The organism is Pseudomonas sp. 203-8, assembly GCF_020708595.1.
Taxonomy (GTDB): domain Bacteria; phylum Pseudomonadota; class Gammaproteobacteria; order Pseudomonadales; family Pseudomonadaceae; genus Pseudomonas; species Pseudomonas aeruginosa.
This window is the reverse complement of record NZ_JAJFDF010000007.1, coordinates 390,378-416,132: the sequence shown is the minus strand read 5'-3', so window position 1 is coordinate 416,132 and position 25,755 is coordinate 390,378. Positions and strand designations below refer to the sequence as shown.

Here is a 25,755-nt window from a genome sequence, read left to right as displayed (position 1 = left end):
GCGGTTCAGGCCGGTTCGACCGCGGCGTCCGCCGCTTGCGCCTGGGCGGCCTTCAGCCGGCGCATCTGTTCCACGCCCCAGAGCACCCGCTCGGGCGTCGCCGGCGCGTCGATGGCGGGTTGCGCGCGGTAGTCGGCGAGGCTGGCCACGGCGTCCTTGATCGCGCACCAGACCGAGATGCCGAGCATGAACGGCGGCTCGCCCACGGCCTTGGAATGGAACACGGTCTGCTCCGGATTCTTGCGGTTCTCCAGCAGTTTCACCCGCAGGTCCAGCGGCATGTCGGCGACGGCGGGAATCTTGTAGCTGGCCGGGCCGCTGGTCATCAGCTTGCCCTTGGCGTTCCAGACCAGTTCCTCCATGGTCAGCCAGCCCATGCCCTGGACGAAGCCGCCTTCGACCTGGCCGATGTCGATGGCCGGGTTCAGCGAGTCGCCGACGTCATGCAGGATGTCGGTGCGCAGCATGCGGTATTCGCCGGTGAGGGTATCGACTATCACCTCCGAGCAGGCGGCGCCGTAGGCGAAATAATAGAAGGGCCGGCCACGGGCCTGCTCGCGGTCGTAGAAGATCTTCGGCGTGCGGTAGAAGCCGGTGCTGGACAACGAAACCTGGCCGAAGTAGGCCTGCTGGACCAGTTCCTCGAACGGCAGGATCAGCTCGCGGATACGCACCTGGTTGTTGCGGAACTCGACGTCTTCCTCGCTGACCTTCCAGTGCCGCGCGGCGAACTCCACCAGGCGCCGCTTGATGGTTTCGGCGGCATTCTGCGCGGCCTTGCCGTTCAGGTCGGTGCCCGAGGAGGCGGCGGTGGGCGAGGTATTGGGCACCTTGTCGGTATTGGTGGCGGTGATCTGGATGCGCTCCACGTCGACCTGGAAGACCTCGGCGACCACCTGGGCGACCTTGGTATTGAGGCCCTGGCCCATCTCGGTGCCGCCATGGTTCAGGTGGATGCTGCCGTCGGTATAGATGTGGATCAGCGCACCTGCCTGGTTGAGGAAGGTCGCGGTGAACGAAATGCCGAACTTCACCGGGGTCAGCGCCAGGCCTTTCTTCAAGACCGGGCTGGCGGCATTGAAGGCACGGATTTCCTCGCGGCGGCGGGCGTACTCGCTGCTCGCTTCCAGCTCGGCGGTCATCTCCGCCAACAGGTTGTGCTCGACGGTCTGGTGGTAATGGGTGACGTTGCGCTCGTTCTTGCCGTAGTAGTTGAGCTTGCGCACCTCCAGCGGATCCTTGCCCAGGCTGCGGGCCACGACGTCCATGATCTCCTCGATGGCGACCATTCCCTGGGGCCCGCCGAAACCGCGGTAGGCGGTGTTCGAGGCGGTGTTGGTCTTGCAACGGTGGCCGTTGATGGTGGCGTTGCCGAGGAAGTAGGCGTTGTCCGAGTGGAACATGGCGCGGTCGACGATCGAGCCGGAGAGGTCCGGCGAATAGCCGCAGTTGCCGGCCAGGTCGATCTGGATGCCGTGCAGGCGGCCATCGTCGTCGAAGCCGACGTCGTATTCGACGTAGAACGGGTGACGCTTGCCGGTGATCTGCATGTCCTCCATGCGCGGCAGGCGCATCTTCGCCGGACGCCCGGTGTGGTAGGCGACCACCGCGCACAGGCAGGCCGGCGCCGCGGCCTGGGTTTCCTTGCCGCCGAAGCCGCCGCCCATGCGGCGCATGTCGATGACGATGCGGTTGAAGGAAACCCCGAGGACCTCGGCCACCAGCTTCTGCACTTCGGTGGGGTTCTGCGTCGAGCAATAGACGATCATGCCGCCGTCTTCGCTGGGCATTACCGAGGAAATCTGCGTCTCCAGGTAGAAATGCTCCTGGCCGCCGATGTGCAGCGTGCCTTGCAGGCGATGCGGCGCGCCGGCCAGCGCGGCGGCGGAATCGCCGATGCGGTGCTGGTGGCTGTCGAGGACGAAATGGCGCTTGCGCAGGGCCTCGACCACGTCGAGCACCGGCTCCAGGTCTTCGTACTCGACGATCGCCGCCATGGCCGCCTTGCGCGCGGTTTCCAGGCTGTCGGCGGCGACCGCCAGGACCATCTGTCCGACATACTCCACCTTGCCATCGGCCAGCAGCGGGTCGCCGGCCACCACCGGGCCGATGTCGAGCTGGCCGGGAACGTCGGCGGCGGTGAGGGCGATGGCGACGCCGGGGAACTGGTAGCAGGGCGTCACGTCGAGGCGGGTGATGCGGGCGTGGGCGCGCTCGCTCAGGCGCGCATAGACGTGCAACTGGTTGGGAAACTCCAGGCGATCGTCGATGTAGATCGCCTCGCCGCTGACGTGCTTGGGGGCGCTTTCGTGCTTGACGCTGCGGCCGACTCCGGTGGTCAGCTCGGCGCGGAACAGGTCGGCCAGCTCTTCCTGGCTCTTGTGCGGCTTGCGATGGTTAGACATAGGCGGTCACCCGGGTTTCGACGGCGGGAGCGTGCAGCTCCAGGAAGCATTTGCGCAGCAGGTTCTGCGCGGTCAGCAGGCGATATTCCTTGCTCGCGCGGAAGTCGCTGAGCGGGGTGAAGTCGTTCGCCAGGGCGGCGGCGGCGCGTTCGAAGCTGGCGGCTTCCAGGCGCGCGCCTTGCAGCGCCGCTTCGCAGGCGGCGGCGCGCTTGGGAATCGCCGCCATGCCGCCGAAGGCGACCCTGGCGCGGACGATCCGGCCATCTTCCAGGTCGAGGCTGATGGCGGCGCAGACCGCGGAAATATCGTCGTCGATGCGCTTGGAGACCTTGTAGGCCTTGAACGCCTGGCTGGGCCGGGCACGCGGGACCAGGATCTTCTCGATGAACTCGCCTTCTTCGCGGGCGGTGACCTTGTAGTCGAGGAAGTACTCCTCCAGCGGCAGCTCGCGGCGCCGTTCGCCGCGGCGCAGGACGATCTTCGCGCCGAGGGCGATCAGCAGCGGCGGGGCGTCGCCGATCGGCGAGGCGTTGCCGATATTGCCGCCGAGAGTGCCCTGGTTGCGGATCTGCAGGGACGCGAAACGCTGCAGCAACTCGCCGAAGTCCGGGTAGTCCGCGGCCAGCGCCTGGTAGCAGTCGGTCAGCGGGGTGGCGGCGCCGATTTCCAGGCAGTTGGCGCCCACTTCGATGCGTTTCATTTCGCGGATGTGGCCGACATAGATCATCACCGGCAGTTCGCGATGGAACTGGGTGACCTCCAGCGCCAGGTCGGTGCCGCCGGCCAGCAGGCGTGCCTGCGGATTGGCGCCGTAGAGGTCGGCCAGGTCGGCGACGGTGAGCGGCAGCAGGCAGCGCCGGTCACCGCTGTTCAGCTCGGCGGTTTCGCGCGGAGCGATGGCGCGCAATTGCTCGATGGTGGCGGCTTCCCGGGCGTCGAACTGGTCTGCGCGCCTGTGGCAGCAGGCCTGCTCGGCGGCGTCGAGGATCGGCCGGTAGCCGGTGCAGCGGCAGAGGTTGCCGGCGAGCGCCTCGTGGGCCTTGGCCGGATCGGCGCCGGCGCTGTTCTTCTGCAGGGCGAACAGCGACATGACGAAACCCGGCGTGCAGAACCCGCACTGCGAGCCATGGCAGTCGACCATCGCCTGCTGCACGTCGTGCAGGCGGTCCTGGTGCTTGAGGTCCTCGACGGTGATCAATTGCTTGCCGTGAAGGGCGGAAACGAAGGTCAGGCAGGAGTTCAGGCTGCGATAGCGGATGCGTTCGGCACCGTCCTCGCCGGTGACCAGTTCGCCGACCACCACGGTGCAGGCGCCGCAATCGCCGGAGGCGCAGCCTTCCTTGGTGCCGGTCTTGCCGAGGTGCCGGCGCAGGTAGTCGAGGACGGTGAGGTTGGGGTCCAGGCGTTCTTCGACGCGGATCTCCCGGTTGAGCAGGAACCTGATCAAGGCGTGCCTCCAGGCGGGTTCTTGTTATTGAATTCTAGGCCTTGCAGGAGAACCGGCCGGAGTGGGGCGGTTTCCGCACAGGGCTCCACGGTAGGAGCTATGGAGGCGAATCTAGAAAAAACTGACTTTTGAGTCAAATAATTTTTTGACCTGTAGGTCAGTCAGTTTGCCCATAAACGAAAACGGCACCCGAAGGTGCCGTTTCCCAGGGGCGGGACGCTCAGATGCGCTGGGTGTCGGTAAGCTGGTATTCCTCGCCGGCATAGTAGGCGCGCACCTTCGGGTCCATCACCGCGCGCCAGAGCGGCGGGAACAGGGCGAGGACGATCATCCCGGCGTAGCCGTTGGGCAGTTGCGGGCTGCTGTCGTAGTGGCGCAGCACCTGGTAGCGGCGCTTGGCGTAGGCATGGTGGTCGGAATGGCGCTGCAGGTGGAAAAGGAACAGGTTGGTCAGGAGGAAATTGCTGTTCCACGAGTGTTCCGGCGTGGTGCGTTCGTAGCGGCCGTTGTCCAGGCGCCGCCGATGCAGGCCGTAGTGCTCGACGTAGTTGACGATCTCCAGCAGGGTGAAGGCCATCACCGACTGGCCGAGGAAGAAGATCGCTCCCAGCCAGCCGAAGGCCAGGCTGAAGCCGAGCAGGAAGAGGGCGCTGATGGCGTACCACCAGATCAGCTCGTTGCGCCAGTGCAGGGCCGGCAGGCCCTTGCGCTTCAGGCGCTCGGCCTCCAGGCGCCAGGCGTTGAGGAAGTTGTGCTTGTAGGCGTGCGGGAGGAACGAGTAGAGGCTCTGGCCGTAGCGCGAGGACGAGGCATCTTCCGGGGTCGAGACGTGTACATGGTGGCCGCGCACGTGTTCGACCTTGAAGCCGGCATAGCACACCGCTGCCAGCAGCAGGCCGCCGGCGTTCTGTTCCAGTTGCGGGTCCTTGTGGATCAGTTCGTGGGAGACGGTGATGCCGATGGCGCCCATCACGGTGCCCACCGACAGGATCCAGCCCAGTTGGCCGACCCAGTCCCAGCGGGTCTCGTGGGCGAGGATCCAGCCGGACCAGACGAGCATGCCCAGCAACAGCGGGACGGTGGCCAGGGACAGTACGCGGTAGTAGCCCTGTGCTTCCATCTCCGGCACTTCGCTGGCTTCCTCGGGGTTGGCCGGATCGCGGCCGACGATGGCATCGAGGATCGGGATCAGCCCGAACACCACGCTGATCACCAGCCAGGGCCAGGCGTTGGGGTAGTCGCTACCGAGCGACCACCAGTAGCTGAGCGGGATGCCGAGCACCGCGATCAGCCAGATCCAGTAGCCGTACTTTTTCAGACGCAGCATCCAGGCAGAGGAAAGCGAGGCAAACATGGGAAGTCCTCGTATTTATCTTGTTAGATTGTCTGACAATTGTCCTCCCTTGGCCGGCCTGCCCCATCCCAACCTTCGTTCTGTCCGCCGCTTCGCCGGGAAGCCGGCGGGGTAACGCCCTGTGTTACACTTCCCATCCATATACCCCCGGAAAACGCGCCCCTGGATAAAGGATCACCATGACGTTCAAGGCCCCGGACAGCCTGGCAGAGCAGATCGCCCACCACCTCGCGGAACGCATCATCCGGGGAGAACTCAAGGAACGGGAACGTATCCAGGAGCAGAAGGTCACCCAGACCCTCAACGTCAGTCGCGGCTCGGTCCGCGAGGCGCTGCTGATTCTCGAACGCCGCCACCTGGTGAACATCCTGCCGCGCCGCGGCGCCCAGGTGTCCGAACTGTCCCCGCAACATGTGGAAAGCCTCTACGCGCTGATCGTGCAGCTCTACATCCTGCTGGCGGAAAGCGTCGCCCGGCGCTGGCGCAGCGAAGCCGAGCTGGCACCGTTCCTGGTCATCCAGCAGCGCCTGCTGAACAACCTGGCGCAAAGCGATATCGACGGCTTCGTCGAGGCCAGCTTCGACATCATGCGCGCGGCCTTTCCTTTCGCGAACAATCCCTACCTGCAGGAGACCGTCGAAAACCTGCTGCCGGCGGTGAGTCGCGCCTACCACCTGGCGCTGGAACGGCGCAAGGCGGAAATGAACCAGTTCCTCGGCAGTTTTGCTCAGCTCCTGCAAGCGGTGATCGCCCGTGACGAGGCGAGGATCCGCGAGGTCCTGCTGGAATACGGCCGCCACAACTGCCAGCTGGTGCTGGCCGCGCTCGCCGAACGCTGATGGCGACCCTGGCGGGAGCGCACGCATGCGCCTGAAGAGCATCAAGCTGGCGGGGTTCAAGTCCTTCGTCGATCCGACCACGGTGAACTTCCCCAGCAACATGGCGGCAGTGGTAGGGCCGAACGGCTGCGGCAAGTCGAACATCATCGACGCGGTGCGCTGGGTGATGGGCGAAAGCTCGGCGAAGAACCTGCGCGGCGAGTCGATGACCGACGTCATCTTCAACGGCTCGAATACCCGCAAGCCGGTGAGCCAGGCGAGCATCGAGCTGATCTTCGACAACGCCGAGACCACCCTGGTGGGCGAATACGCCCAGTACGCCGAGATATCCATTCGCCGGCGGGTCTCGCGGGACGGGCAGAACACCTATTTCCTCAACGGCACCAAGTGCCGGCGGCGCGACATCACCGACATCTTCCTCGGAACCGGCCTGGGGCCGCGCAGCTACTCGATCATCGAACAGGGCATGATCTCCAAGCTGATCGAGGCGCGTCCGGAAGACCTGCGCAACTTCATCGAGGAAGCCGCGGGCATTTCCAAGTACAAGGAGCGCCGCCGCGAAACCGAAAGCCGCATCCGTCGGACCCAGGAAAACCTGGCACGCCTCACCGACCTGCGCGAAGAGCTGGGGCGGCAACTGGAACGCCTGCACCGGCAGGCCCAGTCGGCGGAAAAATACCAGGAGCACAAGGCCGAGGAGCGCCAGCTCAAGGCCCAGCTGGGTGCCGTGCGCTGGCGCGACCTGAACGAGCAGGTCGGTCAGCGCGAGCGGGTCATCGGCGACCAGGAGGTCGCCTTCGAGGCCCTGGTAGCCGAGCAGCGCGGTGCCGATGCCGGCATCGAACGGCTGCGCGACGGCCATCACGAGTTGTCCGAACGCTTCAACCAGGTGCAGGCACGCTTCTATTCGGTCGGCGGCGACATCGCCCGGGTCGAGCAGAGCATCCAGCATGGCCAGCAGCGCCAGCGCCAGTTGCAGGACGACTTGCGCGAAGCCGAACGGACCCGCCAGGAAACCGAATCGCACCTCGGGCACGACCGTACCTTGCTCGCGACCCTGGCCGAGGAAATGGCCATGCTCGCACCGGAACAGGAACTCAGCGCGGCCGCCGCGGAAGAAGCGGGCATCGCCCTGGAACAGGCCGAGCAGGGCATGCAGGCCTGGCAGCAGCAGTGGGATGCCTTCAACCAGCAGAGCGCCGAACCCCGCCGCCAGGCCGAGGTGCAGCAGTCGCGCATCCAGCACCTGGAGCAGAGCCTGGAGCGCCTGCAGGATCGCGAGCGGCGCCTGCAGGAGGAGCGTGGCCAGTTGGCGGCCGACCCCGAGGACGCGGCGATCCTCGAACTCAACGAACAGGTGGCGATCGCCGAACTGGCCCTGGAAGAACTGCAATTGCAGGAGCAGGGCCAAGCCGAGCGACTCGAACAATTGCGCCAGGAATTGCAGCAACTGGCCGCCGAACAGCACCAGGCGCAGGGCGAGTTGCAGCGCCTGAACGGGCGCATCGCTTCGCTGGAGGCCCTGCAGCAGGCCGCTCTCGATCCCGGACAGGGCGCCTTGGAGTGGTTGCGCGAGCAGGGCCTGGAACAACGTCCGCGCCTCGCCGAAGGCTTGCGTGTCGAGCCGGGCTGGGAGCTGGCGGTGGAGACCGTGCTCGGCGCGGATCTGCAGGCGGTCTTGCTGGACGGCTTCGACGGGCTCGCCCTGGCCGGCTTCGGCAAGGGCGAGCTGCGCCTGCTCAGCCCCGCTCGCGGAGCCGCGACGGCGGCCGGTTCGCTGCTGGACAAGGTCCGCGCCGACGCCGACCTGAGTCCCTGGTTGACCCGGGTGAAACCGGTGGAGACCCTGGAGCAGGCGCTCGCCCAGCGCGGCGCCCTGGACGACGGCGAGAGCCTGATCAGTCGCGATGGCTACTGGGTCGGCCGGCACTTCCTGCGGGTCCGGCGCAGCGACGAGGCCCAGGGCGGCATGCTCGCCCGCGCCCAGGAACTGGAGGCGTTGCAGGAGCGGCGGGAGGCCCTGGAAACCCGTGTCGCCGAAGGCGAGGAGCGTCTGGCTGCGGCCCGCGACGAGCAGCGCGAGCTGGAAGGCGCGCGCGAGCAGGTGCGGCGCCAGGTCCAGGAGGAGGGGCGCCGGCACGGCGAGCTGAAGGCGCAGTTGTCCGCGCAGCAGGCCAAGGTCGAGCAACTGGTACTGCGTCGCCGCCGTCTCGACGAAGAAGTGGCGGAACTGGCCGAGCAGCGCGCGCTGGAACAGGAGCAACTGAGCGAGGCGCGCCTGACCCTGCAGGAAGCGCTGGATAGCATGGCGCTGGACACCGAGCGCCGGGAAACCCTGCTGGCGGAGCGTGACGCCCTGCGCGAACGGCTCGACCGGATTCGCCAGGATGCCCGCACCCACAAGGACCATGCGCACCAGTTGGCGGTGCGGGTCGGCTCGCTGAAGGCGCAGCACAATTCCACCCAGCAGGCCCTGGAGCGCCTCGACCAGCAGTCGGCGCGCCTCAACGAGCGTTGCGAACAGCTCAACCTCAATCTGGAGGAGGGGGCGGCACCGCTGGAAGAGCTGCGCATGAAACTCGAGGAGTTGCTGGAGCGGCGGATGGCCGTCGAGGACGAACTCAAGCAGGCGCGGCTGGCCCTGGAAGACGCCGATCGCGAACTGCGCGAGGTGGAGAAGCGCCGCGGCCAGGCCGAGCAGCAATCGCAACTGCTGCGTGGCCAGCTGGAGCAGCAGCGCCTGGAGTGGCAGGGGCTGGTGGTGCGGCGCAAAGCCTTGCAGGAGCAGCTCGCCGAAGACGGCTACGACCTGCATACGGTACTGGCCAACCTGCCCCTGGATGCCAGCGAACGCGATTGGGAGGAGCGTCTCGAGAGTCTCGCGGCGCGCATCCAGCGTCTGGGGCCGATCAACCTGGCGGCGATCGAGGAGTACCAGCAGCAGTCCGAGCGCAAGCGCTACCTGGACTCGCAGAACGACGACCTGGCCGAAGCGCTGGAGACGCTGGAAAACGTCATCCGCAAGATCGACCGGGAAACCCGCAATCGTTTCAAGGAAACCTTCGACCAGATCAATGCTGGCCTTCAGGCATTGTTCCCGAAGGTATTCGGCGGCGGTACGGCATATCTGGAACTTACCGGCGAAGATCTACTCGATACCGGTGTGGCGATCATGGCGCGCCCGCCGGGCAAGAAGAACAGCACCATCCACTTGTTGTCCGGCGGGGAAAAGGCGCTGACCGCGCTGGCGCTGGTATTCGCCATCTTCCAGTTGAACCCGGCGCCGTTCTGCATGCTCGACGAAGTCGATGCGCCATTGGACGATGCCAACGTCGGACGTTATGCGCGATTGGTGAAGGAGATGTCGGAAAAGGTGCAGTTCATCTATATCACCCACAACAAGATCGCCATGGAAATGGCCGATCAGTTGATGGGCGTGACCATGCATGAGCCGGGCTGTTCACGGCTTGTTGCAGTTGACGTGGAAGAGGCGGTCGCATTGGCTGAAGCCTGAGTGTCAGGCAGTGTAAACTTGTGCATGGGCATGTTAGTTTAATGGCCACTTTTTGTATCGCGTGGGAAAGTTCTGTCAGAACAAGGTTGGCTCCACGTTTCAAGGGACAGGACGTCCTTTTTTCATTTTTTATTCACCATTTTCACTAGGGGCTACGGAATTACATGGATATCGGTCTGCGCGAATGGCTTATCGTTATCGGGCTTATCGTGATCGCCGGCATTCTCTTCGACGGTTGGCGGCGGATGCGGGGCGGCAAGGGCAAGTTGAAGTTCAAGCTCGACCGCAGTTTCGCCAATCTGCCGGACGACGACGGCGACTCGGCTGAACTGCTGGGGCCGGCGCGCGTGGTCGAGCATCGCGAGCCATCCTTCGACGAACAGGACCTGCCCAGCGTCAGCGCCCGCGAAGCCAAGGAACGCAAGGGCGGCAAGCGCCAGGAAGAGCCGCGCCAGGGCGATCTGGACCTCGACGAGGGGCTGGCCCTGGAGGCGGACCCGAGCGATGCCGCCGAGACGGTGGAGCCGCGCAAGGGCAAGTCGAAGGGCCGCAAGGAGAAAGAGCGGGAGAAAGCCCCTGCGGTTGCTGCCGAACCTGCCCCGGTCGACGAGGTGCTGATCATCAACGTCATCGCCCGCGACGAGAGCGGCTTCAAGGGGCCGGCATTGTTGCAGAACATCCTCGAGAGCGGCCTGCGCTTCGGCGACATGGACATCTTCCATCGCCACGAAAGCATGGCCGGCAATGGCGAGATCCTGTTCTCCATGGCCAATGCGGTGAAACCGGGCACTTTCGACCTGGACGACATCGACAACTTCAGCACCCGCGCCGTGAGCTTCTTCCTCGGCCTGCCGGGGCCGCGCCATCCGAAGCAGGCCTTCGACGTGATGGTTGCCGCCGCGCGCAAGCTGGCCCACGAGCTGAACGGCGAGCTGAAGGACGAGCAGCGCAGCGTGTTGACCGCCCAGACCATCGAGCACTACCGCCAGCGCATCATCGACCATGAGCGTCGCAGCCTGATGCAGAAGCGCTGATCCGGCCACAGCCCCTTTCTTCGTACGGGAGGGGGCGAACTACTCTATAGAGCAGCCGAGGCTGCTCTTTTCGTTTCACGGACTCCCACCATGACCGACACCCAGGCTGCCGCCGAACGCATCGCGCAACTGCGAACCGAACTGGACACCCACAATTACCGTTACTACGTGCTCGACGAACCGAGCATTCCCGACGCCGAATACGATCGCCTGTTCCGCGAGTTGCAGGCGCTGGAGGCCGAGTACCCGCAACTGCTGACGCCCGACTCGCCGACCCAGCGGGTCAGCGGCACGCCGGCCTCGGCGTTCGGCGAAGTGCGCCATGAGATCCCCATGCTCAGCCTCGGCAACGCCTTCGAGGAGCAGGACCTGCTGGACTTCGACCGCCGCGTACGCGAAGGACTGGCCGACCTGTTGCCTGGCGGCGACCTGCTCGGCGGTGGCGCGGAGGTCGAGTACAGTTGCGAGCCGAAGCTGGACGGCCTGGCCGTCAGCCTGCTCTACGAGCGCGGCCAACTGGTGCGCGGCGCCACCCGCGGCGATGGCAGCACCGGCGAGGACATCACCAGCAACGTACGCACCATTCGCAACGTACCTCTGAAGCTGCATGGCGAAGGCTGGCCGGAGATCCTCGAAGTGCGCGGCGAGGTGTTCATGTCCAAGGCCGGTTTCGAGGCGCTCAACGCCAAGGCCGTGGAAACCGGCGGCAAGACCTTCGCCAACCCGCGCAACGCGGCGGCCGGCAGCCTGCGCCAGCTGGATTCGAAGATCACCGCCAGTCGCCCGCTGGAGTTCTGTGCCTACGGCTTCGGCCAAGTCAGCGGGACGCTGCCGGACACCCAGGTGGGCATCCTCGAGGCGTTCCGCGGCTGGGGTATCCCCATCAGTCGCGAGCTGCGCCTGGTCAAGGGCGCCCAGGCCTGCCGCGACTACTACGACGACATCGGTCGCCGACGCGATGCGCTGGCCTACGAGATCGACGGCGTGGTGTTCAAGGTCAACCGCATCGCCTTCCAGCGCGAACTGGGCTTCCGCGCGCGCGAGCCGCGTTGGGCGATCGCCCACAAGTTCCCCGCGCGCGAGGAGCTGACCGAGCTGCTGGGTGTCGAGTTCCAGGTCGGCCGCACCGGCGCCGTGACCCCGGTGGCACGCCTCAAGCCGGTGCAGGTGGCCGGCGTCACGGTGTCCAATGCGACCCTGCACAACATGGATGAAGTCGCCCGCCTGGGCCTGCGCATCGGCGATACGGTGGTGATCCGCCGTGCTGGCGATGTGATTCCGCAGGTCATGCAGGTGGTGCTCGAGCGCCGCCCGGCGGATGCGCAGGCTATCGAGGTGCCCGAGCATTGCCCGGTCTGCGGCTCGGCCGTGGAGCGGACCCAGTTGGTCAAGCGCAGCAAGGGCAAGGAGTCGATCAGCGAGGGCGCCATCTATCGCTGCGTCGGCCGCCTCTCCTGTCAGGCGCAGTTGAAGCAGGCGATCATCCATTTCGTATCGCGCCGGGCAATGGACATCGACGGTCTTGGCGACAAGATCGTCGAGCAACTGGTGGATCGCGGGCTGGTCGCCTCGCCGGCGGATCTCTATACCCTGACCTATGAACAGGTGTTCGAGCTGGAAGGGTTCGCCGAGCTGTCCACCAACAACCTGCTGGCGGCCATCGCCGACAGCCGCAAGCCTTCGCTGGCGCGCTTCATCTTCGCCCTGGGGATTCCCGACGTCGGCGAGGAAACCGCCAAGCTGCTGGCGCGTTCGCTGGGTTCGCTCGAGCGGATCGGCAAGGCGCTGCCGGAAGTGTTGACCTACCTGCCGGACGTCGGCGCCGAGGTGGCCTACGAGATCCACAACTTCTTCGCCGACGAGCACAACCGCCAGGTGATCGCCCAGTTGCGCGATGCCGAACATGGCGTGCAGTTGCAGGAAGAGGGCGAGGTCGCCGCGGAGTTCGCCGCTTGTGCCTCGCTGGCCGGTTTCATCGACAAGCTGAACATTCCCTTCATCGCCGCCACCGGCGCGGAAAAGCTGGCCAGCCGCTTCGGTTCGCTCGACGGCATCATCCGCGCCGACTGGCTCGATCTACGCCAGGTGGAGCGTCTGCCCGAGCGAGCGGCGAAAAGCCTGCGCGATTTCTTCGACGAGCCGGCCAACGTGCAGCGTGCCCTGGCCATCGAGGCGCAGTTGCGTGAGTTCGGCATGCATTGGCAGAGCGAGCGCAAGGCGGTCGAAGGCCTGCCTCTGGCCGGGCAGACCTGGGTGCTGACCGGCACCTTGGAGGCGATGAGCCGGGACGTGGCCAAGGACAAGCTGGAAGGGCTCGGCGCCAAGGTGGCCGGCTCGGTGTCGGCCAAGACCCACTGCGTGGTCGCCGGGCCCGGCGCCGGCTCGAAGCTGGCCAAGGCCAACGAGCTGGGCGTGAAGGTGCTCGACGAAGACGGCCTGCTGAAACTGTTCGACGAGCACGGCGTCGCCCGCTGAAGCGGCGGCGCTGCTGCGAAAGATTTCCGAAGACTGGAGTTAACGATGGACAAGGCAAGAAAGCAGCGGTTGCTGGGCGTGCTCGCATTGGTGGTGCTGTTCGGCGCCTACGTGGGTTGGAGCGAGCGGCCGCGCATCCTGCTGCATTACAGTGGCCAGGCTTCGGCGCCGATCGCCTACAGCTACAAGGAGCAGGGCGTGGAAACCTTCTCCGGGGAGATCCGGCCCGGCCAGGTCCGCGAGTTTCCGGTGAAGCTGTTCGGCGGCAGCGATTACCGGATCGCCTTCTCCTTCCATCGCGGTGAGGAGAAGTATGCGTCGTTCAGCACCAAGCCGGGCTGGGGCACCCTGGACCTGTATGTCGATACCGAGCTGAGCGTATCGACCCAGCCGCCGCCGGAGGGTCTGATCCAGCAGCAATGAACCGCTTTCGCGAAATGGATTGCAAACGTAAGTGCTTGAAGTGGTTGTAACTTACGCGCAAGCCGGTAGAATGGCGCGGCCTACCCGAGGGTAGGCTGCAATGGTGGCCCTGTCGGTCCCCCCGCAACGATTACCCGTCAACCTGGTCAGGTCCGGAAGGAAGCAGCCACAGCGGGAACATCGTGTGCCGGGGTGTGGCTGGCGGGGCCGCCTCCATTTCAGGCCCGCCATTTTCCGCACGCCGCCGCCGCTCTTATCGGTAGCGCTGCAGTATCTCCTCGATCTCTCCGCTGCGCTTCATTTCCTCGAACGTCTTCAGTATCGCTTCCACCGGAACCTCTGCGGAGTCCCGCACCATGCAGCTCACCGCCGTCTCTTCGAGCTGCGCGGCTTCCTGGAGTGGCGGCTGCCCCGGCGCCTGGCGGTTGCTCCAGTGCAGCGACAGTTGATGGCTGACCGCGTAGCGGTAGCGGCCGGCGCGCAGCTTTTCCAGCACCAGATCCTGGGTGCGCGCATCGTCGCGGCGCAGTCGGCCGATGTCGAACAGCGCTTGCAAGCGGGGATAGCTGTAGCCAAGGACGGTACCGATACGCTGGGCCGGCAGCGCCTCGGGAATCGGCGCGAAGCCTTCGCGGGCGACCAGGATGTCGCGTTGCACCAGCAGCGCGACGCTCCAGCGATAGCCGGGGAAGTCGTGGCTGAGCCAGGCGGGGCTGATGTAGCAGCGGACATCGATTTCGCCAGCGTTCATCGCCTGCTCGATGCGCCCGCGCGGGTAGGGGTGGTAGAGCGCCTTGCGGCCGACCTGCCGGGCAAGGGAGCGGGTGATGTCGTAGACGATGCCGTCGATCGGCTGGCCCCGTTGCAGGCGGACCAACGGCATGCTCCAGCTTTCCATCACCGAGAAGCGCAATGGCGTCGCGTCGGTCTCCGCGGCCGTCGCTGGCAGGGCCGCGAGCAACTGCAGCAGGAGCAGCGCCGGTGCGCCGAAATGAGGCATGAACGATGTCAGGGAAGGTAGAGTCATTGCCACCGACGAGGGCTGCTGAAGGGCCAGGGGAATTCTTAGCACGCAGTTTGCCAAGTCGGCGAGCGCAGAAGGGGTAAATTGCGCTAGCATTGGCCGACTTGTGCTTCCCTTCTGCGACGGTTTTCGATGAGTTATCAAGTTCTTGCGCGTAAATGGCGTCCCCGTTCCTTCCGTGAAATGGTCGGCCAGACCCATGTGCTCAAGGCTCTGATCAACGCCCTGGACAACCAGCGGCTGCACCATGCCTACCTGTTCACCGGTACCCGCGGGGTCGGCAAGACCACCATCGCGCGGATCCTGGCCAAGTGCCTGAACTGCGAGACCGGGGTCAGCTCCACGCCGTGCGGCGAATGCTCGGTCTGTCGCGAAATCGACGAAGGCCGCTTCGTCGACCTGATCGAAGTGGACGCCGCGAGCCGGACCAAGGTCGAGGATACCCGCGAGCTGCTCGACAACGTGCAGTACTCGCCGACCCGCGGACGCTACAAGGTCTACCTGATCGACGAAGTGCATATGCTCTCGTCGCACAGTTTCAATGCGCTGCTCAAGACCCTCGAGGAGCCGCCGCCGCACGTCAAGTTCCTGCTGGCCACCACCGACCCGCAGAAGTTGCCGGTGACCATCCTCTCGCGCTGTCTGCAGTTCTCCCTGAAGAACATGCCGCCGGAGCGGGTGGTCGAGCACCTGACCCACGTGCTCGGAGCCGAGAACGTGCCCTTCGAGGATGACGCCCTGTGGTTGCTCGGGCGCGCCGCCGACGGCTCGATGCGTGACGCCATGAGCCTGACCGACCAGGCCATCGCCTTCGGCGAGGGCAAGGTGCTGGCCGCAGACGTGCGGGCGATGCTCGGTACCCTCGATCACGGCCAGGTCTATGGCGTGCTCCAGGCCTTGCTGGAGGGCGATGCGCGCGCCCTGCTCGAAGCGGTGCGCCACCTGGCCGAGCAGGGGCCGGACTGGGGCGGCGTGCTTGCCGAAATACTCAACGTGCTGCACCGCGTCGCGATCGCCCAGGCCCTGCCGGAAGCGATCGACAATGGCCAGGGCGACCGCGAGCGGGTGCTGGCCCTGGCCCAGGCGTTGCCGGCGGAAGACGTACAGTTCTATTACCAGATGGGCCTGATCGGCCGCCGCGACCTGCTGCTGGCGCCCGATCCGCGTAGCGGCTTCGAGATGGTGTTGCTGCGGATGCTCGCGTTCCGCCCGGCGGACGCCGACGGCGCGCCGAGGACGCCGCTAAAGGACCTGGGGATCAGCAAGGCCACGACTGATCCCGCCAACTCCCCCGTGGCCGGCGCGGCCTCGCCTGCGCCGGTCGCTGCCGTTGCTCCCGCGCCTGTCGTGGCTGCGCCCGTCGAAGCCCCGGCTGCCCCGCCGGCAGCGCCATCCGCGCCGCCGGCGGCGGTCGAGGCGCGCGTCGCGGAAGCGGTTGTCGAAGAGCCCGCCGCCGCAGCAGAGGTCGTCGACTTGCCCTGGGAAGAGCCGGCGCCGAGCCTCGCTGCCGAGCCCGAGCCCGAGCCCGAGCCCGAGCCCGAGCCCGAGCCCGAGCCCGAGCCCGAGCCCGAGCCGCTAGCCGTGGAGGCTCCCTCGATCCCTCCGGCAGTGGCGGTCGAGGCGGTGGTGGAAACCGTTCTGGAAGCCCTGCCGGCTGCGTTGCCGGTAGCACCTGACGAGCAGGACGAGCAGGACGACGAGCCACCGCCCGCAGACGATTACTACGAAGTCGACATGGATACCCTGGCCTACCTGGATGCCGCGCCCGAGCCTGACGTGGTCGTGGTGGAGGAGCCGCTGCCGGCGGCGAAGCCGGCCACCGGCCTGGCCGCGGAGTGGCTGGAGCTGTTCCCGCGGCTCGGCCTCGGCGGCCTGACCGCCAGCATCGGTGCCAACTGTACGCTGGTAGCTGCCGACGGCGACCACTGGCATCTGCATCTCGATCCGGGCCAGAGCGCGCTGTTCAACGCCACCCAGCAGCGGCGGCTGAACGATGCGCTGAACCAGCACCTGGGGCGCACCCTCAAACTGGAGGTGACCCTGCAGAAGCCTGAGCAGGAGACCCCGGCCCAGGCAGCGGCACGCCGGCGTGCCGAGCGCCAGCGGGCGGCCGAGGCATCGATCGATGCCGACCCGTTGGTCCGGCAGTTGCGCGAGCAGTTCGCCGCGGTGGTCCGTGACGGTACCATCGAACCTTTGGAAGCCAAGGCCTGACCGGCGCTTGGCGCACGCAACAAGACGACATTCGAGGTGAAGAACATGATGAAAGGTGGCATGGCCGGCCTGATGAAGCAGGCGCAGCAGATGCAGGAAAAGATGCAGAAGATGCAGGAAGAACTGGCCAACGCCGAAGTGACCGGGCAATCCGGCGCCGGTCTGGTCAGCGTGGTGATGACCGGGCGCCACGACGTCAAGCGCGTAAGCCTGGACGACAGCCTGATGCAGGAAGACAAGGAAATCCTCGAAGACCTGATCGCGGCCGCGGTCAACGATGCGGTGCGCAAGATCGAGCAGAACAACCAGGAAAAGATGTCCGGCTTCACCTCGGGCATGCAACTGCCGCCCGGCTTCAAGATGCCCTTCTGATCCCGCGTTCGTGCCGGGTCCGCCTTCTTCGGACGGCGCCCGGCAGCCATTCCCCTCCCTCTATCCGACGAGTCCTGCATGAGTTTCAGCCCGCTGATCCGCCAACTGATCGAGTCCCTGCGCATTCTTCCCGGTGTCGGGCAGAAGTCGGCCCAGCGCATGGCGCTGATGCTGCTGGAGCGCGATCGCAGCGGCGGCCTGAAGCTGGCCCAGGCGTTGACCGCCGCGATGGAAGGGGTCGGTCATTGCCGGCAGTGCCGTACCCTCAGCGAGGAGGAGTTGTGCCCGCAGTGCGCCGACCCGCGACGCGACGACTCGCTGCTCTGCGTGGTGGAAGGCCCGCTGGACGTATTCGCGGTGGAGCAGACCGGCTACCGCGGCCGCTATTTCGTGCTCAAGGGACACCTGTCGCCGCTCGACGGCCTGGGGCCGGAGGCGATCGGCATTCCCGAACTGGAAGCGCGGATCAGGGACGGAGCCTTCAGCGAGGTGATCCTCGCCACCAACCCCACCGTCGAAGGCGAGGCCACCGCCCACTATATCGCCCAGCTACTGGCCGGCCGTGGCCTGACCTTGTCGCGTATCGCCCATGGCGTGCCGCTGGGCGGCGAGCTGGAGCTGGTCGATGGCGGCACCTTGGCCCACGCCCTGGCCGGACGGCGGCCGATCTCCTGAGCTCTGTGCCTCCCGTATCCGTAGGACGGGCGGCCTATACGCCCTCGCCGATGGCCAGTTTCCCGTATTGAAAACCAAGCAAGCGCTAGGTAAGTTCTGAGGCTCCCATCAGGAGCCCGGCCATGACTGACTTCCAGCAGTACTTCGACGAGTCCCATCAACTGATCCGGGATTCGGTTCGCCGTTTCGTCGAGCGCGAGGTGTTGCCGTACATCGATGAATGGGAGGAGGCCGAGGAATTTCCCCGCGAACTCTATCTCAAGGCCGGCGCGGCCGGGATCCTCGGCATCGGCTACCCGGAAGCCTACGGCGGCAGTTGCGAAGGCGATCTGTTCGCCAAGGTGGCGGCCAGCGAAGAGCTCATGCGCTGCGGTTCCGGCGGCTTGGTCGCCGGGTTGGGATCGCTGGATATCGGCTTGCCTCCGGTGGTCAAGTGGGCCCGTCCCGAGGTGCGCGAGCGGGTAGTGCCGGCGGTGCTGCGCGGCGAGAAGATCATGGCCCTGGCGGTCACCGAGCCCTCTGGCGGCTCCGACGTGGCCAACCTGAAGACCCGTGCGGTGCGCGATGGCGATCACTATCGCGTCAGCGGCAGCAAGACCTTCATCACCAGCGGCGTGCGCGCGGACTACTACACGGTGGCGGTGCGTACCGGCGGCGAGGGTTTCGCCGGCATCAGCCTGCTGCTGGTGGAGAAGGGCACTGCCGGGTTCAGTGTCGGCCGCAAGCTGAAGAAGATGGGCTGGTGGGCGTCGGATACCGCCGAACTGTTCTTCGACGACTGCCGGGTGCCTGCGGAAAACCTCATCGGCGTGGAGAATGCCGGCTTCGCCTGCATCATGGCCAATTTCCAGAGCGAGCGCCTGGCCCTGGCGGTGATGGCCAACATGACCGCGCAACTGGCTCTGGAGGAGTCGCTGCGCTGGGCGCGCGAGCGAGAAGCGTTCGGCAAGCCGATCGGCAAGTTCCAGGTGCTGCGCCATCGTCTCGCGGAAATGGCCACGCAACTGGAGGTTTCCCGGGAGTTCACCTATCGCCAGGCAGCGAAGATGGCCGCCGGCAAGAGCGTGATCAAGGAGATATCGATGGCCAAGAACTTCGCCACCGATGTCGCCGATCGCCTGACCTATGATGCCGTGCAGGTGCTCGGCGGCATGGGCTACATGCGCGAAAGCCTGGTGGAGCGGCTGTATCGCGACAACCGGATTCTCTCCATCGGCGGCGGTTCGCGGGAAATCATGAACGAGATCATCGGCAAGCAGATGGGGTTGTAGGGCCGCGTTCTATCAGGTGAAGTCCAGGTCGTAATGCGCCTGGCCACAGTGCAGGCAGTCGAAGCGGTAGATGGCCGGATTGCCGCCGGGCGTATAGGCGTCGACGAGGCGTTGCCAGGTGATAGCCGGCCAGGCGAAATCGGCGAAGCGCTGCGCCAGGCCCTCGGCTCCCAGTTGCCCGATTTCCTCACGCCCCGCGTCGCCGCGAAAGGCGCAGGCATCCTCGCAGCAAACCAGCCAGCGCTCCTGCTGCCAGGAGGTGTAGCCGGGCGTGCGCTCGCAGACTTCGGTGACGATATCCGCGGCGACGCCGGCGTCGAGCAGCGGATAGTCGTCGGAAAAGCTCGCTTCGTAGCGCGCGGCCGCGCTGCCGTCGGCTATGCACCAGGGGCAAAGGCTGCCGGGCGGCAACTCGTGGCGGGAATAGGGCGAACCGGTGTAGACGTAGCCACGAGCCTTGCCACAGCACTGGCAGGTGGTGGCGGAAGCCTCGATGCTGCCGCTGGCGAGCGGTTCGGGATGGTAGCGGAAGTGAGGAAGGGGAGGGTTCATGACGGCCGTACCCTGGAGACTGGCCGTCGAGTATGACGTGCCGGGCAGCCTAGCGGCTACCCGGCGGGCCTGTTCACTCGCTGGCTTCGCGGGCGCCCTGGGGGCTCTTCGGGCGCGGCGCGAAGCGCGCTGCCAGGCGCATGCTGGCGGTGACCAGGCGCTGGTAGAGCACTGGTGCCAGGCGCAGCATCACGTCGATCGCGTGGGCGTCGGTGCCGATCAGGATGCGCCGGCTGTCGCGCTGCACGCCGCGCAGGATGACCTGGGCGGCCTTCTCCGGGGTGGTCCGCAGCAACTGGTCGTTGAATTGCTGGCGAGCCTTGTCCGGAGCCTGGCCGGTGACCTTGGCCATGCTCTCGTTCATTCGCGCGGTCTTGGCGATGTTGGTCTTGATCCCGCCGGGATGCACGCAACTGGCGGAGACGCCGGAGTCCTCCATGTCCAGTTCCTGGCGCAACGACTCGGTGAAGCCGCGCACCGCGTACTTGGTGGCGTTGTAGGCGCTCATGCCGGGCTGGGCGAACAGCCCGAAGACGCTGGAGACATTGACCACGTGGCCGTTGCCGGAGGCCTTCAGGTGCGGAAGGAACGCCTTGGTACCGTTCACCACGCCCCAGAAGTTGATGTTCATGATCCACTCGTATTCCGAGTAGTCGCTGCCTTCCACGGTACCGGCGTGGGCGACGCCCGCGTTGTTGAAGATCAGGTTCACCCGGCCATGTTCGCTGGCCGCCTTGTCGGCCCAGGCCTGCACCTGCTCGCGGTCGGCCACGTCGACGACCGCGGTGGAGACGCGTACCCCGCTGCTGGCGAGCAATTGGCGGGTTTCCTCGAGAGCTGCGGCATTGACGTCGGCCAGGGCCAGGTGACAACCCTGCCTGCCCAGCTCCACGGCCAGGGCGCGACCGATGCCCGAGCCTGCGCCGGTGATGGCGGCGACTTTGTTTTCGAACGACTTCATGCGGGTACCCCTTCGGCCTGTTGGCGGGCTTCGTTGCTCAGGGCGGCGAGCGGTGTCGTGGTGAGGTGGTAGGCGGAGGCGTCGAACTGCCGGGTCAGGGCACGGAAGCGCCAGGTGAATCCCGGCCACAGGGTGCAGTTGCGGCCGCTGACCGGATGCAGGTACCAGCTCTTGCAACCGCCCACGCTCCAGACGCTGCGGTCCAGCTTGCGCTGGAGGTATTCGTTGTAGCGTTCCTGCACCGGGGCCTTGACCTCGAGACTGAGCAGTTCGCGGCGCTTCATCAGCTTCAGCGCATCGAGGACGTAGGCGATCTGCGACTCGATCATGTAGACCATCGAGTTGTGGCCGAGGCCGGTGTTCGGTCCCATCAGGAAGAACAGGTTGGGGAAGCCGGCGGTGGTAGTGCCCTTGTAGGCTTCCGGGCCCTTGGTCCAGCTGTCCAGCAGGTCGCGGCCGTCGCGACCGAAGACCACTCCGCGGGGGATAGGGTCGTTGGCGGTGAAGCCGGTACCGAAGATGATCGCGTCGACCTCGCGTTCCCGGCCGTTGCCGTCGACGATTCCATTGGCGGTGACGGCGCGGATGCCTTCGGTAATCACCGTGGAGTTGGCGGCAGCCAGGGCAGGGTAGTAGTTGTGCGACATGAGGATGCGCTTGCAGCCGATGGTGTAGTCCGGCGTGACCTTGCGGCGCAGTTCCGGATCCTTGATCTGCTTGTGGATGTGGCGGATCGCCAGGCGCTGCACCAGCTTCATTACCTGCGGGGCGAAGGTGAAGCCCAGCACCCGCCCTTCGAGCAGGCTGTAGAGGCCGCCGCGCCAGAGCTTCTGCACCAGCGGAAAGCGCCGGAAGCGCCGGCGCTCGGTTTCGCTGATTGCCCGGTCGGGTTTGGGCAGGATCCATGGCGGAGTGCGCTGGTAGAGATCGAGCGCGGCCACCAGCGGCTGGATCTCCGGGACGAACTGGATCGCCGAGGCGCCGGTGCCGATCACCGCCACGCGCTTGCCCTTGAGGTCGTAGTCATGGTCCCACTGCTGGGAATGGAAGACCTTGCCCTGGAAGTTCTCCAGGCCATCGAGGCGTGGATAGGCCGGGGTGGACAGGCCGCCCATGCCGGAAACCACGGCGTTCGCGGTGTAATGGTTGCCCTGGGCGTCATGCAGGTGCCAGAGGCTTTGCCGCTCGTCCCAGGCCAGTTTGCCGATCTCGGTGTTCAGCAGGGTCTTTTCCTGCAAGCGGTATTTTTCCCAGCACTTCTCCAGATAGGCGCGGATTTCCGGCTGGCGGGCGAACATCCGCGTCCACTCCGGGTTCGCTTCGAAGGAGAAGGAATAGACGTGGGATTGCACGTCGCAGGCGCAGCCAGGGTAGTTGTTGACTCTCCAGGTGCCGCCGACGCCGGCGTCCTTTTCGAAGATCAGGAAGTCGTCCTCGCCTTCCTGGCGGAGACGGATCGCCATCCCCAGCCCGGAGAAACCGGTGCCGATGATGGCGACCTTGCAGTGCCGGGCGGCGGCAGGGGTGGGTTGGGTACTCATGGCCAAGCTCCTGTTATGATTGTTTGCTGGCGTATACACTCGTCTACCTGCGAATGTAGACATCTGTATACTTCAGGGTCAAGCCAACCTTAGGTAGGGTCGGCGCGGCGCAACGGCCGAACTTGTGGCGCATGGAAACAACCAGGTGGAACATGAGCGATATGAACGAAACGAAGGACAGGGTTGCCGACGCTCCCGGCAAACGTGCCTTGCTGGAGGCGGCCTTGCGCCTGGGCAGCAGCAGCCGCAGCCTGGGGGCCATCGGCTTGCGCGAGCTGGCGCGCGAGGCGGGTCTGAATCCGAACACCTTCTATCGGCATTTCCGCGATATCGACGATCTTGGCCTGACCATGATCCGCGACATCTCTACCCAGCTGCGCCAGCCGCTGCGCCAGCTTCGCCGCGAGGCCGCGACTCGTGCGGCGCCCGGCGCCCGAGCGCAGACGACGCCGTTCGGGCTGGACCTGGAAAGGGGGCGGCGGGTCTGCCGGGAGACGGTGCGGCTGTTCTTCGACTTCGTGGAGAGCAATCCCGCCGCGTTCATCGTCGGCGTGCGCGAACTGCATGGGGCTTCGCCGGTGCTGCGTGGTGCCCTGCGTCAGATCATGGATGAGTTCGCCGAGGACATGTCGGAGGACATCATCGAATTCAGGTTGTTGCCGGCGGTGAGCGAGGCGACCATCCGTCGCCTCTCCAGCCTGATCGGCCGCCAGCTGTTTCAGTTGTCGCTGGACTATATCGGCCAGCCGGAGCGGCGTCGGGAAATCTGCGCCCTGGGTGAGGAACAGATACTGCTGTTGTTCACCGGCGCCGCGGTCCTGCAGATGATGGGCGTTTCGTTGGACGCCGAGGCGTCAGGCCAGCTTGAGCAGGCTCATGCCGGCCAGCAGCAGCAACAGGCCGAGCCAGCCGCGCCAGGCCAGGCGCTGGCCGAACAGCGCCCAGCCCATGGCGACGGTGGCGAGGATGCCGAAGCCGCCCCAGATCGCATAGGCGAGTGACAGCTCGATGTCCTTCACCGCCTGCGCCAGCGCGGTGAAGGCGGCCATCACGCAGAGGATCGAGGCGATCCCGAGGCCGCGCCTGCGGAAACCGTCGGAGTATTTCAACAGCAGGTTGGCGACGACCTCAAGGGCGATCGCCAGGCCGAGCCAGGCGAAGGGAATCCAGTTCAGGGTCAGCATGTGACGGCCTCCCCACGGGGCTGCGCCGGCGTGCCGCTGGCGTTGCGGGTGCCGGACTTGATCAGCAGGATGCCGGCGATCATCACGCCGAGGCCGACGGCCTTGTACAGGCCGATGCTTTCGCCCAGCCAGGCGACGCTGACCGCCGTGATCAGGACGATGCCAATGCCTTCCCAAAGGGCGTAGGCGACTCCGACGGGGACACGCTTGACCGCCAGGGCGAGGAAGAAATAGGACAGGCCGATCATCCCGTACATCAGCAGCATGCCTGCGACAGGGGCGTGGGTGGCGGCCAGTTTCATCGAGGTGGTGCCGATCACTTCGGCGCCGATAGCCAGTAACAGATAGATCCAGGAACGCATGTTGCCCTCCCATGGGCACCGCGGAATGGAGGCCGCGGCCAAAGATGACGAAGAGCGGTGGCGAGGGGCGGGAAAGACCGCGAAGCGCAGGGGCGGTCGCCACCGACAGCAGGTGTCGAGGGAGGGAGCTAGAGGTCGCCGGTCCAGTGACGCTCGTGGGAGACCAGACGGGAAGTGGGGAGAGGTAATGCCTTAGTGTTCAACATAATGAACATGATATTACCTCAGGGCATCGTAAAAAGCCAATCGATAGGAATTGACTAATTATTTCCTCCGTAAAATGGCGGATTCAGAAACGGTAGTCGAAACGGAGGCTTTTCCGTGTGCAATATCCTGTTCTTCTCTCGAATAAGAAACGCCAGGCGGGGCCTGGCGTCGGGGGCGGAGCGGCACTGGCGGAGGCGGGCTTCAATCGGCGAAGGCCAGTTTGTCCTTCCAGTATTTCTCCAGTTTCGCGGTGTCGTGGTCGCTGGGGTGGAAGCCCGGCCGGTAGTAGTCTAGGTAGGGCAGCAGCAGGCGGGTGAAGAAGCCCTTGCGCAGGCCGAACAGGGTGCCCAGGCCATGCTTCCAGGAGCGCCAGTTGAACAATTGGGCGTCCTTGCGTAGCAGGTCGAGCTGGAACCAGCCGATGACGCCGAAGAACATCAGGGTGGTCAGCATCATCACCAGAACCCGGGTGAAGTAGCCGCCGTAGACTTTCTGGTACACATCGTAGGCGACATTCTTGTGTTCGTTCTCCTCGATGGCATGCCACATCCACAGCTTGTACATCTTCGGCGACTGCATCTGGATGGTCAGGTCTTCGCGCTTGAGCAGCTGCGCGGCCATGGTCGCGGTGAAATGCTCGAGGGCGCAGGTGATCGCCAACTGGTGTTTCCTGGTGGTGACCTTGCTGACGTTTTCCAGCAGGACCTTGATCCGCAGTTCGAGGCACTCCAGGTCGACCCCGTGCTCCTCGGCATATTCGTTGTAGGCGGCATGCTCCTTGGAGTGCATCGCCTCCTGGCCGATGAAGGCACTGACGTCCTTCTTCAGTTGCGGATCCTCCAGGCGGTCGCGCACCGCGCGTACGCTATCGACGAAGAATTTTTCGCCGTAGGGGAAGAGCGAGGACAGGTTGTTCATGAACTGGGTCATGAAGGGTTGGCCGTCCCACCAGTACTTCGGGGTTTCGCTGAAGCTGAAATCCATCCGCCGCACGGGGAAATTGGCGCGAACCGGGGAGGCGGTGCCAGTGGCAGTCATGGCTAACTCCTTTTGTTGTTCTGGGGAGGGGAAACGCACAGGTTTCCTCGGGTTCCCTATGGCGAGTTCGCTATAACACCTCTGAATGTGTCATTAGCTGATGTAATTATTGCAGGGTTGTCCAACAGTGGGAGGTCATTCCTGGCCATTTCGAAGTCATTAATGGCCAGGTCGGCTCGACCAGACGGAAGATGGGGCGCAAGGATCGAACGCGGGGCGCCAGGGCGCGCCCCGGCGTATCAACGCTCGTCGAGAGCGAACGCGGTGAGACTGAAGGTGGAGATGCCGGCGTCCTGCAGGCGAGTGGAGCCGCCGAGTTCCGGCAGGTCGATGATCGCCGCGGCCTCGAAGACCCTGGCCCCGAGGCGTCGTACCAGGCTCGCGGCCGCCAGCAGGGTCCCGCCGGTGGCGATGAGGTCGTCGAAGATCAGTACGCTGTCGCCTTCGCAGAGGCTGTCGGCATGTACTTCGAGGAAGGCCTCGCCGTATTCGGTCTGGTAGCCCTCGGCGAGTACGTCGGCGGGTAGCTTGCCCTGCTTGCGGAACAGGACCAGCGGCTTGTTCAGCGCATAGGCCACCGCCGAGCCGATGAGGAAGCCGCGGGCATCCATGGCGCCGATGTGGCTGAAATCGGCCTCGATGTAGCGCTGGACGAAGCTGTCCACGGTCATGCGCAGCGCGCGTGGCGACTGGAACAGCGGGGTGATGTCGCGGAACACCACGCCGGGCTTGGGAAAGTCCGGCACGGCGCGGATCTGCGACTTGAGGGTGAACTCGTCGAAAATCATGGAAGATCCTGGGCTGGGCGTTTTTCGGGGCCCATCATACAACGGGCCCGCGCTGAGGCGGGCCCGTTGGCGGTT

The 25,755-nt window shown here is 65.5% G+C and carries 20 protein-coding genes, 1 other RNA gene and 1 pseudogene; 11 read left to right on the top strand and 11 right to left on the bottom strand.

The features are described from left to right. Window positions 1-5: 5 nt before the first annotated feature. From xdhB to alkB2, 3 genes are all read right to left on the bottom strand, one after another. On the bottom strand, window positions 6-2,405 hold the full coding sequence (gene xdhB, locus LJF27_RS18860; RefSeq protein ID WP_019682426.1) for a xanthine dehydrogenase molybdopterin binding subunit: 2,400 nt from the start codon (window positions 2,403-2,405) through the stop codon (window positions 6-8). Beyond that, complete coding sequence (gene xdhA, locus LJF27_RS18855; protein ID WP_003102017.1) at window positions 2,398-3,852, bottom strand: xanthine dehydrogenase small subunit; 1,455 nt, start codon at window positions 3,850-3,852, stop codon at window positions 2,398-2,400. Before xdhA ends, xdhB begins: the two co-directional genes overlap by 8 nt. A gap of 220 nt (window positions 3,853-4,072) precedes the next feature. Beyond that, window positions 4,073-5,206: an alkane 1-monooxygenase AlkB2 gene (gene alkB2 / locus LJF27_RS18850; RefSeq protein ID WP_003083349.1), complete on the bottom strand. Its 1,134-nt coding sequence runs from the start codon at window positions 5,204-5,206 to the stop codon at window positions 4,073-4,075. Between the two features lie 179 nt (window positions 5,207-5,385). Between alkB2 and LJF27_RS18845 the strand changes: the two genes are divergently transcribed. From LJF27_RS18845 to ffs, 6 genes are all read left to right on the top strand, one after another. Further along, a complete protein-coding gene (locus tag LJF27_RS18845; RefSeq protein WP_003083350.1) occupies window positions 5,386-6,045 on the top strand; it encodes a GntR family transcriptional regulator in 660 nt (219 codons plus the stop codon). A 25-nt stretch (window positions 6,046-6,070) separates the two neighbouring features. Next, window positions 6,071-9,559, top strand: a complete 3,489-nt coding sequence (smc, locus tag LJF27_RS18840; protein ID WP_023116644.1) for a chromosome segregation protein SMC — start codon at window positions 6,071-6,073, stop codon at window positions 9,557-9,559. Window positions 9,560-9,723: 164 nt separating this feature from the next. Next, a complete protein-coding gene (zipA, locus tag LJF27_RS18835; RefSeq protein ID WP_003083352.1) occupies window positions 9,724-10,593 on the top strand; it encodes a cell division protein ZipA in 870 nt (289 codons plus the stop codon). 90 nt (window positions 10,594-10,683) lie between these two features. Beyond that, window positions 10,684-13,068: an NAD-dependent DNA ligase LigA gene (gene ligA / locus LJF27_RS18830; RefSeq protein WP_003083353.1), complete on the top strand. Its 2,385-nt coding sequence runs from the start codon at window positions 10,684-10,686 to the stop codon at window positions 13,066-13,068. A 45-nt stretch (window positions 13,069-13,113) separates the two neighbouring features. Further along, the gene (locus LJF27_RS18825) at window positions 13,114-13,491 is read left to right on the top strand and encodes a hypothetical protein (RefSeq protein WP_003083354.1); all 378 of its coding nucleotides are present in this window, start codon (window positions 13,114-13,116) and stop codon (window positions 13,489-13,491) included. A 110-nt stretch (window positions 13,492-13,601) separates the two neighbouring features. Continuing rightward, an RNA gene (gene ffs / locus LJF27_RS18820) (signal recognition particle sRNA small type) lies at window positions 13,602-13,698 on the top strand. Window positions 13,699-13,744: 46 nt separating this feature from the next. Here the strand turns inward: ffs and LJF27_RS18815 are convergent. After that, window positions 13,745-14,611 (bottom strand): substrate-binding periplasmic protein, encoded by an 867-nt coding sequence (locus LJF27_RS18815; RefSeq protein WP_003120462.1) that lies wholly within the window; start codon window positions 14,609-14,611, stop codon window positions 13,745-13,747. A gap of 36 nt (window positions 14,612-14,647) precedes the next feature. Between LJF27_RS18815 and dnaX the strand changes: the two genes are divergently transcribed. The 4 genes from dnaX (at window position 14,648) to LJF27_RS18795 (ending at window position 19,047) form a co-directional block, all read left to right on the top strand. Next, window positions 14,648-16,729, top strand: coding sequence for a DNA polymerase III subunit gamma/tau (dnaX, locus tag LJF27_RS18810; RefSeq protein WP_058132602.1), 2,082 nt, complete (start codon window positions 14,648-14,650; stop codon window positions 16,727-16,729). A 45-nt stretch (window positions 16,730-16,774) separates the two neighbouring features. Continuing rightward, window positions 16,775-17,101: a YbaB/EbfC family nucleoid-associated protein gene (locus LJF27_RS18805; RefSeq protein WP_003087236.1), complete on the top strand. Its 327-nt coding sequence runs from the start codon at window positions 16,775-16,777 to the stop codon at window positions 17,099-17,101. Between the two features lie 78 nt (window positions 17,102-17,179). Then, complete coding sequence (gene recR, locus LJF27_RS18800; protein WP_003087237.1) at window positions 17,180-17,776, top strand: recombination mediator RecR; 597 nt, start codon at window positions 17,180-17,182, stop codon at window positions 17,774-17,776. 122 nt (window positions 17,777-17,898) lie between these two features. Continuing rightward, window positions 17,899-19,047, top strand: a complete 1,149-nt coding sequence (locus LJF27_RS18795; RefSeq protein WP_003103930.1) for an acyl-CoA dehydrogenase family protein — start codon at window positions 17,899-17,901, stop codon at window positions 19,045-19,047. Between the two features lie 12 nt (window positions 19,048-19,059). Here LJF27_RS18795 and LJF27_RS18790 read toward each other — a convergent pair whose 3' ends face one another. The 3 genes from LJF27_RS18790 to LJF27_RS18780 all read right to left on the bottom strand — a co-directional run bounded on the left by LJF27_RS18790 (window position 19,060) and on the right by LJF27_RS18780 (window position 22,140). Continuing rightward, window positions 19,060-19,599, bottom strand: coding sequence for a CbrC family protein (locus LJF27_RS18790; protein ID WP_003103931.1), 540 nt, complete (start codon window positions 19,597-19,599; stop codon window positions 19,060-19,062). 73 nt (window positions 19,600-19,672) lie between these two features. Beyond that, window positions 19,673-20,560, bottom strand: coding sequence for an SDR family NAD(P)-dependent oxidoreductase (locus LJF27_RS18785; RefSeq protein ID WP_023096842.1), 888 nt, complete (start codon window positions 20,558-20,560; stop codon window positions 19,673-19,675). Continuing rightward, a complete protein-coding gene (locus LJF27_RS18780) occupies window positions 20,557-22,140 on the bottom strand; it encodes a flavin-containing monooxygenase (RefSeq protein ID WP_003121915.1) in 1,584 nt (527 codons plus the stop codon). Before LJF27_RS18780 ends, LJF27_RS18785 begins: the two co-directional genes overlap by 4 nt. A 92-nt stretch (window positions 22,141-22,232) precedes the next feature. On the opposite strand from LJF27_RS18780, the pseudogene LJF27_RS18775 reads away from it, so the two are divergent. Beyond that, a pseudogene (locus LJF27_RS18775) lies at window positions 22,233-22,430 on the top strand (TetR family transcriptional regulator); the annotation flags it as partial. 525 nt (window positions 22,431-22,955) lie between these two features. On the opposite strand, the gene mdtI reads toward LJF27_RS18775, so the two are convergent. From mdtI to LJF27_RS18755, 4 genes are all read right to left on the bottom strand, one after another. Continuing rightward, window positions 22,956-23,285, bottom strand: coding sequence for a multidrug/spermidine efflux SMR transporter subunit MdtI (gene mdtI, locus LJF27_RS18770; protein ID WP_003103934.1), 330 nt, complete (start codon window positions 23,283-23,285; stop codon window positions 22,956-22,958). Then, entirely contained in the window at window positions 23,279-23,647 is a 369-nt protein-coding gene (locus LJF27_RS18765; RefSeq protein ID WP_003087256.1) for a multidrug/spermidine efflux SMR transporter subunit MdtJ, read from the bottom strand. Before LJF27_RS18765 ends, mdtI begins: the two co-directional genes overlap by 7 nt. A 408-nt stretch (window positions 23,648-24,055) precedes the next feature. Next, on the bottom strand, window positions 24,056-24,892 hold the full coding sequence (locus LJF27_RS18760; RefSeq protein ID WP_023096841.1) for a metal-dependent hydrolase: 837 nt from the start codon (window positions 24,890-24,892) through the stop codon (window positions 24,056-24,058). A gap of 239 nt (window positions 24,893-25,131) precedes the next feature. Beyond that, a complete protein-coding gene (locus LJF27_RS18755; RefSeq protein ID WP_003087259.1) occupies window positions 25,132-25,680 on the bottom strand; it encodes an adenine phosphoribosyltransferase in 549 nt (182 codons plus the stop codon). Window positions 25,681-25,755: the final 75 nt, after the last annotated feature.

Coding starts and splice junctions, on each gene's coding strand:
- LJF27_RS18795 (WP_003103930.1), top strand. CDS start 17,899: ATGACTGACTTCCAGCAGTACTTCGACGAGTCCCATCAACTGATCCGG.
- LJF27_RS18790 (WP_003103931.1), bottom strand. CDS start 19,599: ATGAACCCTCCCCTTCCTCACTTCCGCTACCATCCCGAACCGCTCGCC.
- xdhB (WP_019682426.1), bottom strand. CDS start 2,405: ATGTCTAACCATCGCAAGCCGCACAAGAGCCAGGAAGAGCTGGCCGAC.
- LJF27_RS18815 (WP_003120462.1), bottom strand. CDS start 14,611: ATGCTAGCGCAATTTACCCCTTCTGCGCTCGCCGACTTGGCAAACTGC.
- LJF27_RS18785 (WP_023096842.1), bottom strand. CDS start 20,560: ATGAAGTCGTTCGAAAACAAAGTCGCCGCCATCACCGGCGCAGGCTCG.
- ligA (WP_003083353.1), top strand. CDS start 10,684: ATGACCGACACCCAGGCTGCCGCCGAACGCATCGCGCAACTGCGAACC.
- smc (WP_023116644.1), top strand. CDS start 6,071: ATGCGCCTGAAGAGCATCAAGCTGGCGGGGTTCAAGTCCTTCGTCGAT.
- alkB2 (WP_003083349.1), bottom strand. CDS start 5,206: ATGTTTGCCTCGCTTTCCTCTGCCTGGATGCTGCGTCTGAAAAAGTAC.
- LJF27_RS18825 (WP_003083354.1), top strand. CDS start 13,114: ATGGACAAGGCAAGAAAGCAGCGGTTGCTGGGCGTGCTCGCATTGGTG.
- LJF27_RS18805 (WP_003087236.1), top strand. CDS start 16,775: ATGATGAAAGGTGGCATGGCCGGCCTGATGAAGCAGGCGCAGCAGATG.
- recR (WP_003087237.1), top strand. CDS start 17,180: ATGAGTTTCAGCCCGCTGATCCGCCAACTGATCGAGTCCCTGCGCATT.
- LJF27_RS18845 (WP_003083350.1), top strand. CDS start 5,386: ATGACGTTCAAGGCCCCGGACAGCCTGGCAGAGCAGATCGCCCACCAC.
- zipA (WP_003083352.1), top strand. CDS start 9,724: ATGGATATCGGTCTGCGCGAATGGCTTATCGTTATCGGGCTTATCGTG.
- dnaX (WP_058132602.1), top strand. CDS start 14,648: ATGAGTTATCAAGTTCTTGCGCGTAAATGGCGTCCCCGTTCCTTCCGT.
- LJF27_RS18760 (WP_023096841.1), bottom strand. CDS start 24,892: ATGACTGCCACTGGCACCGCCTCCCCGGTTCGCGCCAATTTCCCCGTG.
- LJF27_RS18765 (WP_003087256.1), bottom strand. CDS start 23,647: ATGCGTTCCTGGATCTATCTGTTACTGGCTATCGGCGCCGAAGTGATC.
- mdtI (WP_003103934.1), bottom strand. CDS start 23,285: ATGCTGACCCTGAACTGGATTCCCTTCGCCTGGCTCGGCCTGGCGATC.
- LJF27_RS18755 (WP_003087259.1), bottom strand. CDS start 25,680: ATGATTTTCGACGAGTTCACCCTCAAGTCGCAGATCCGCGCCGTGCCG.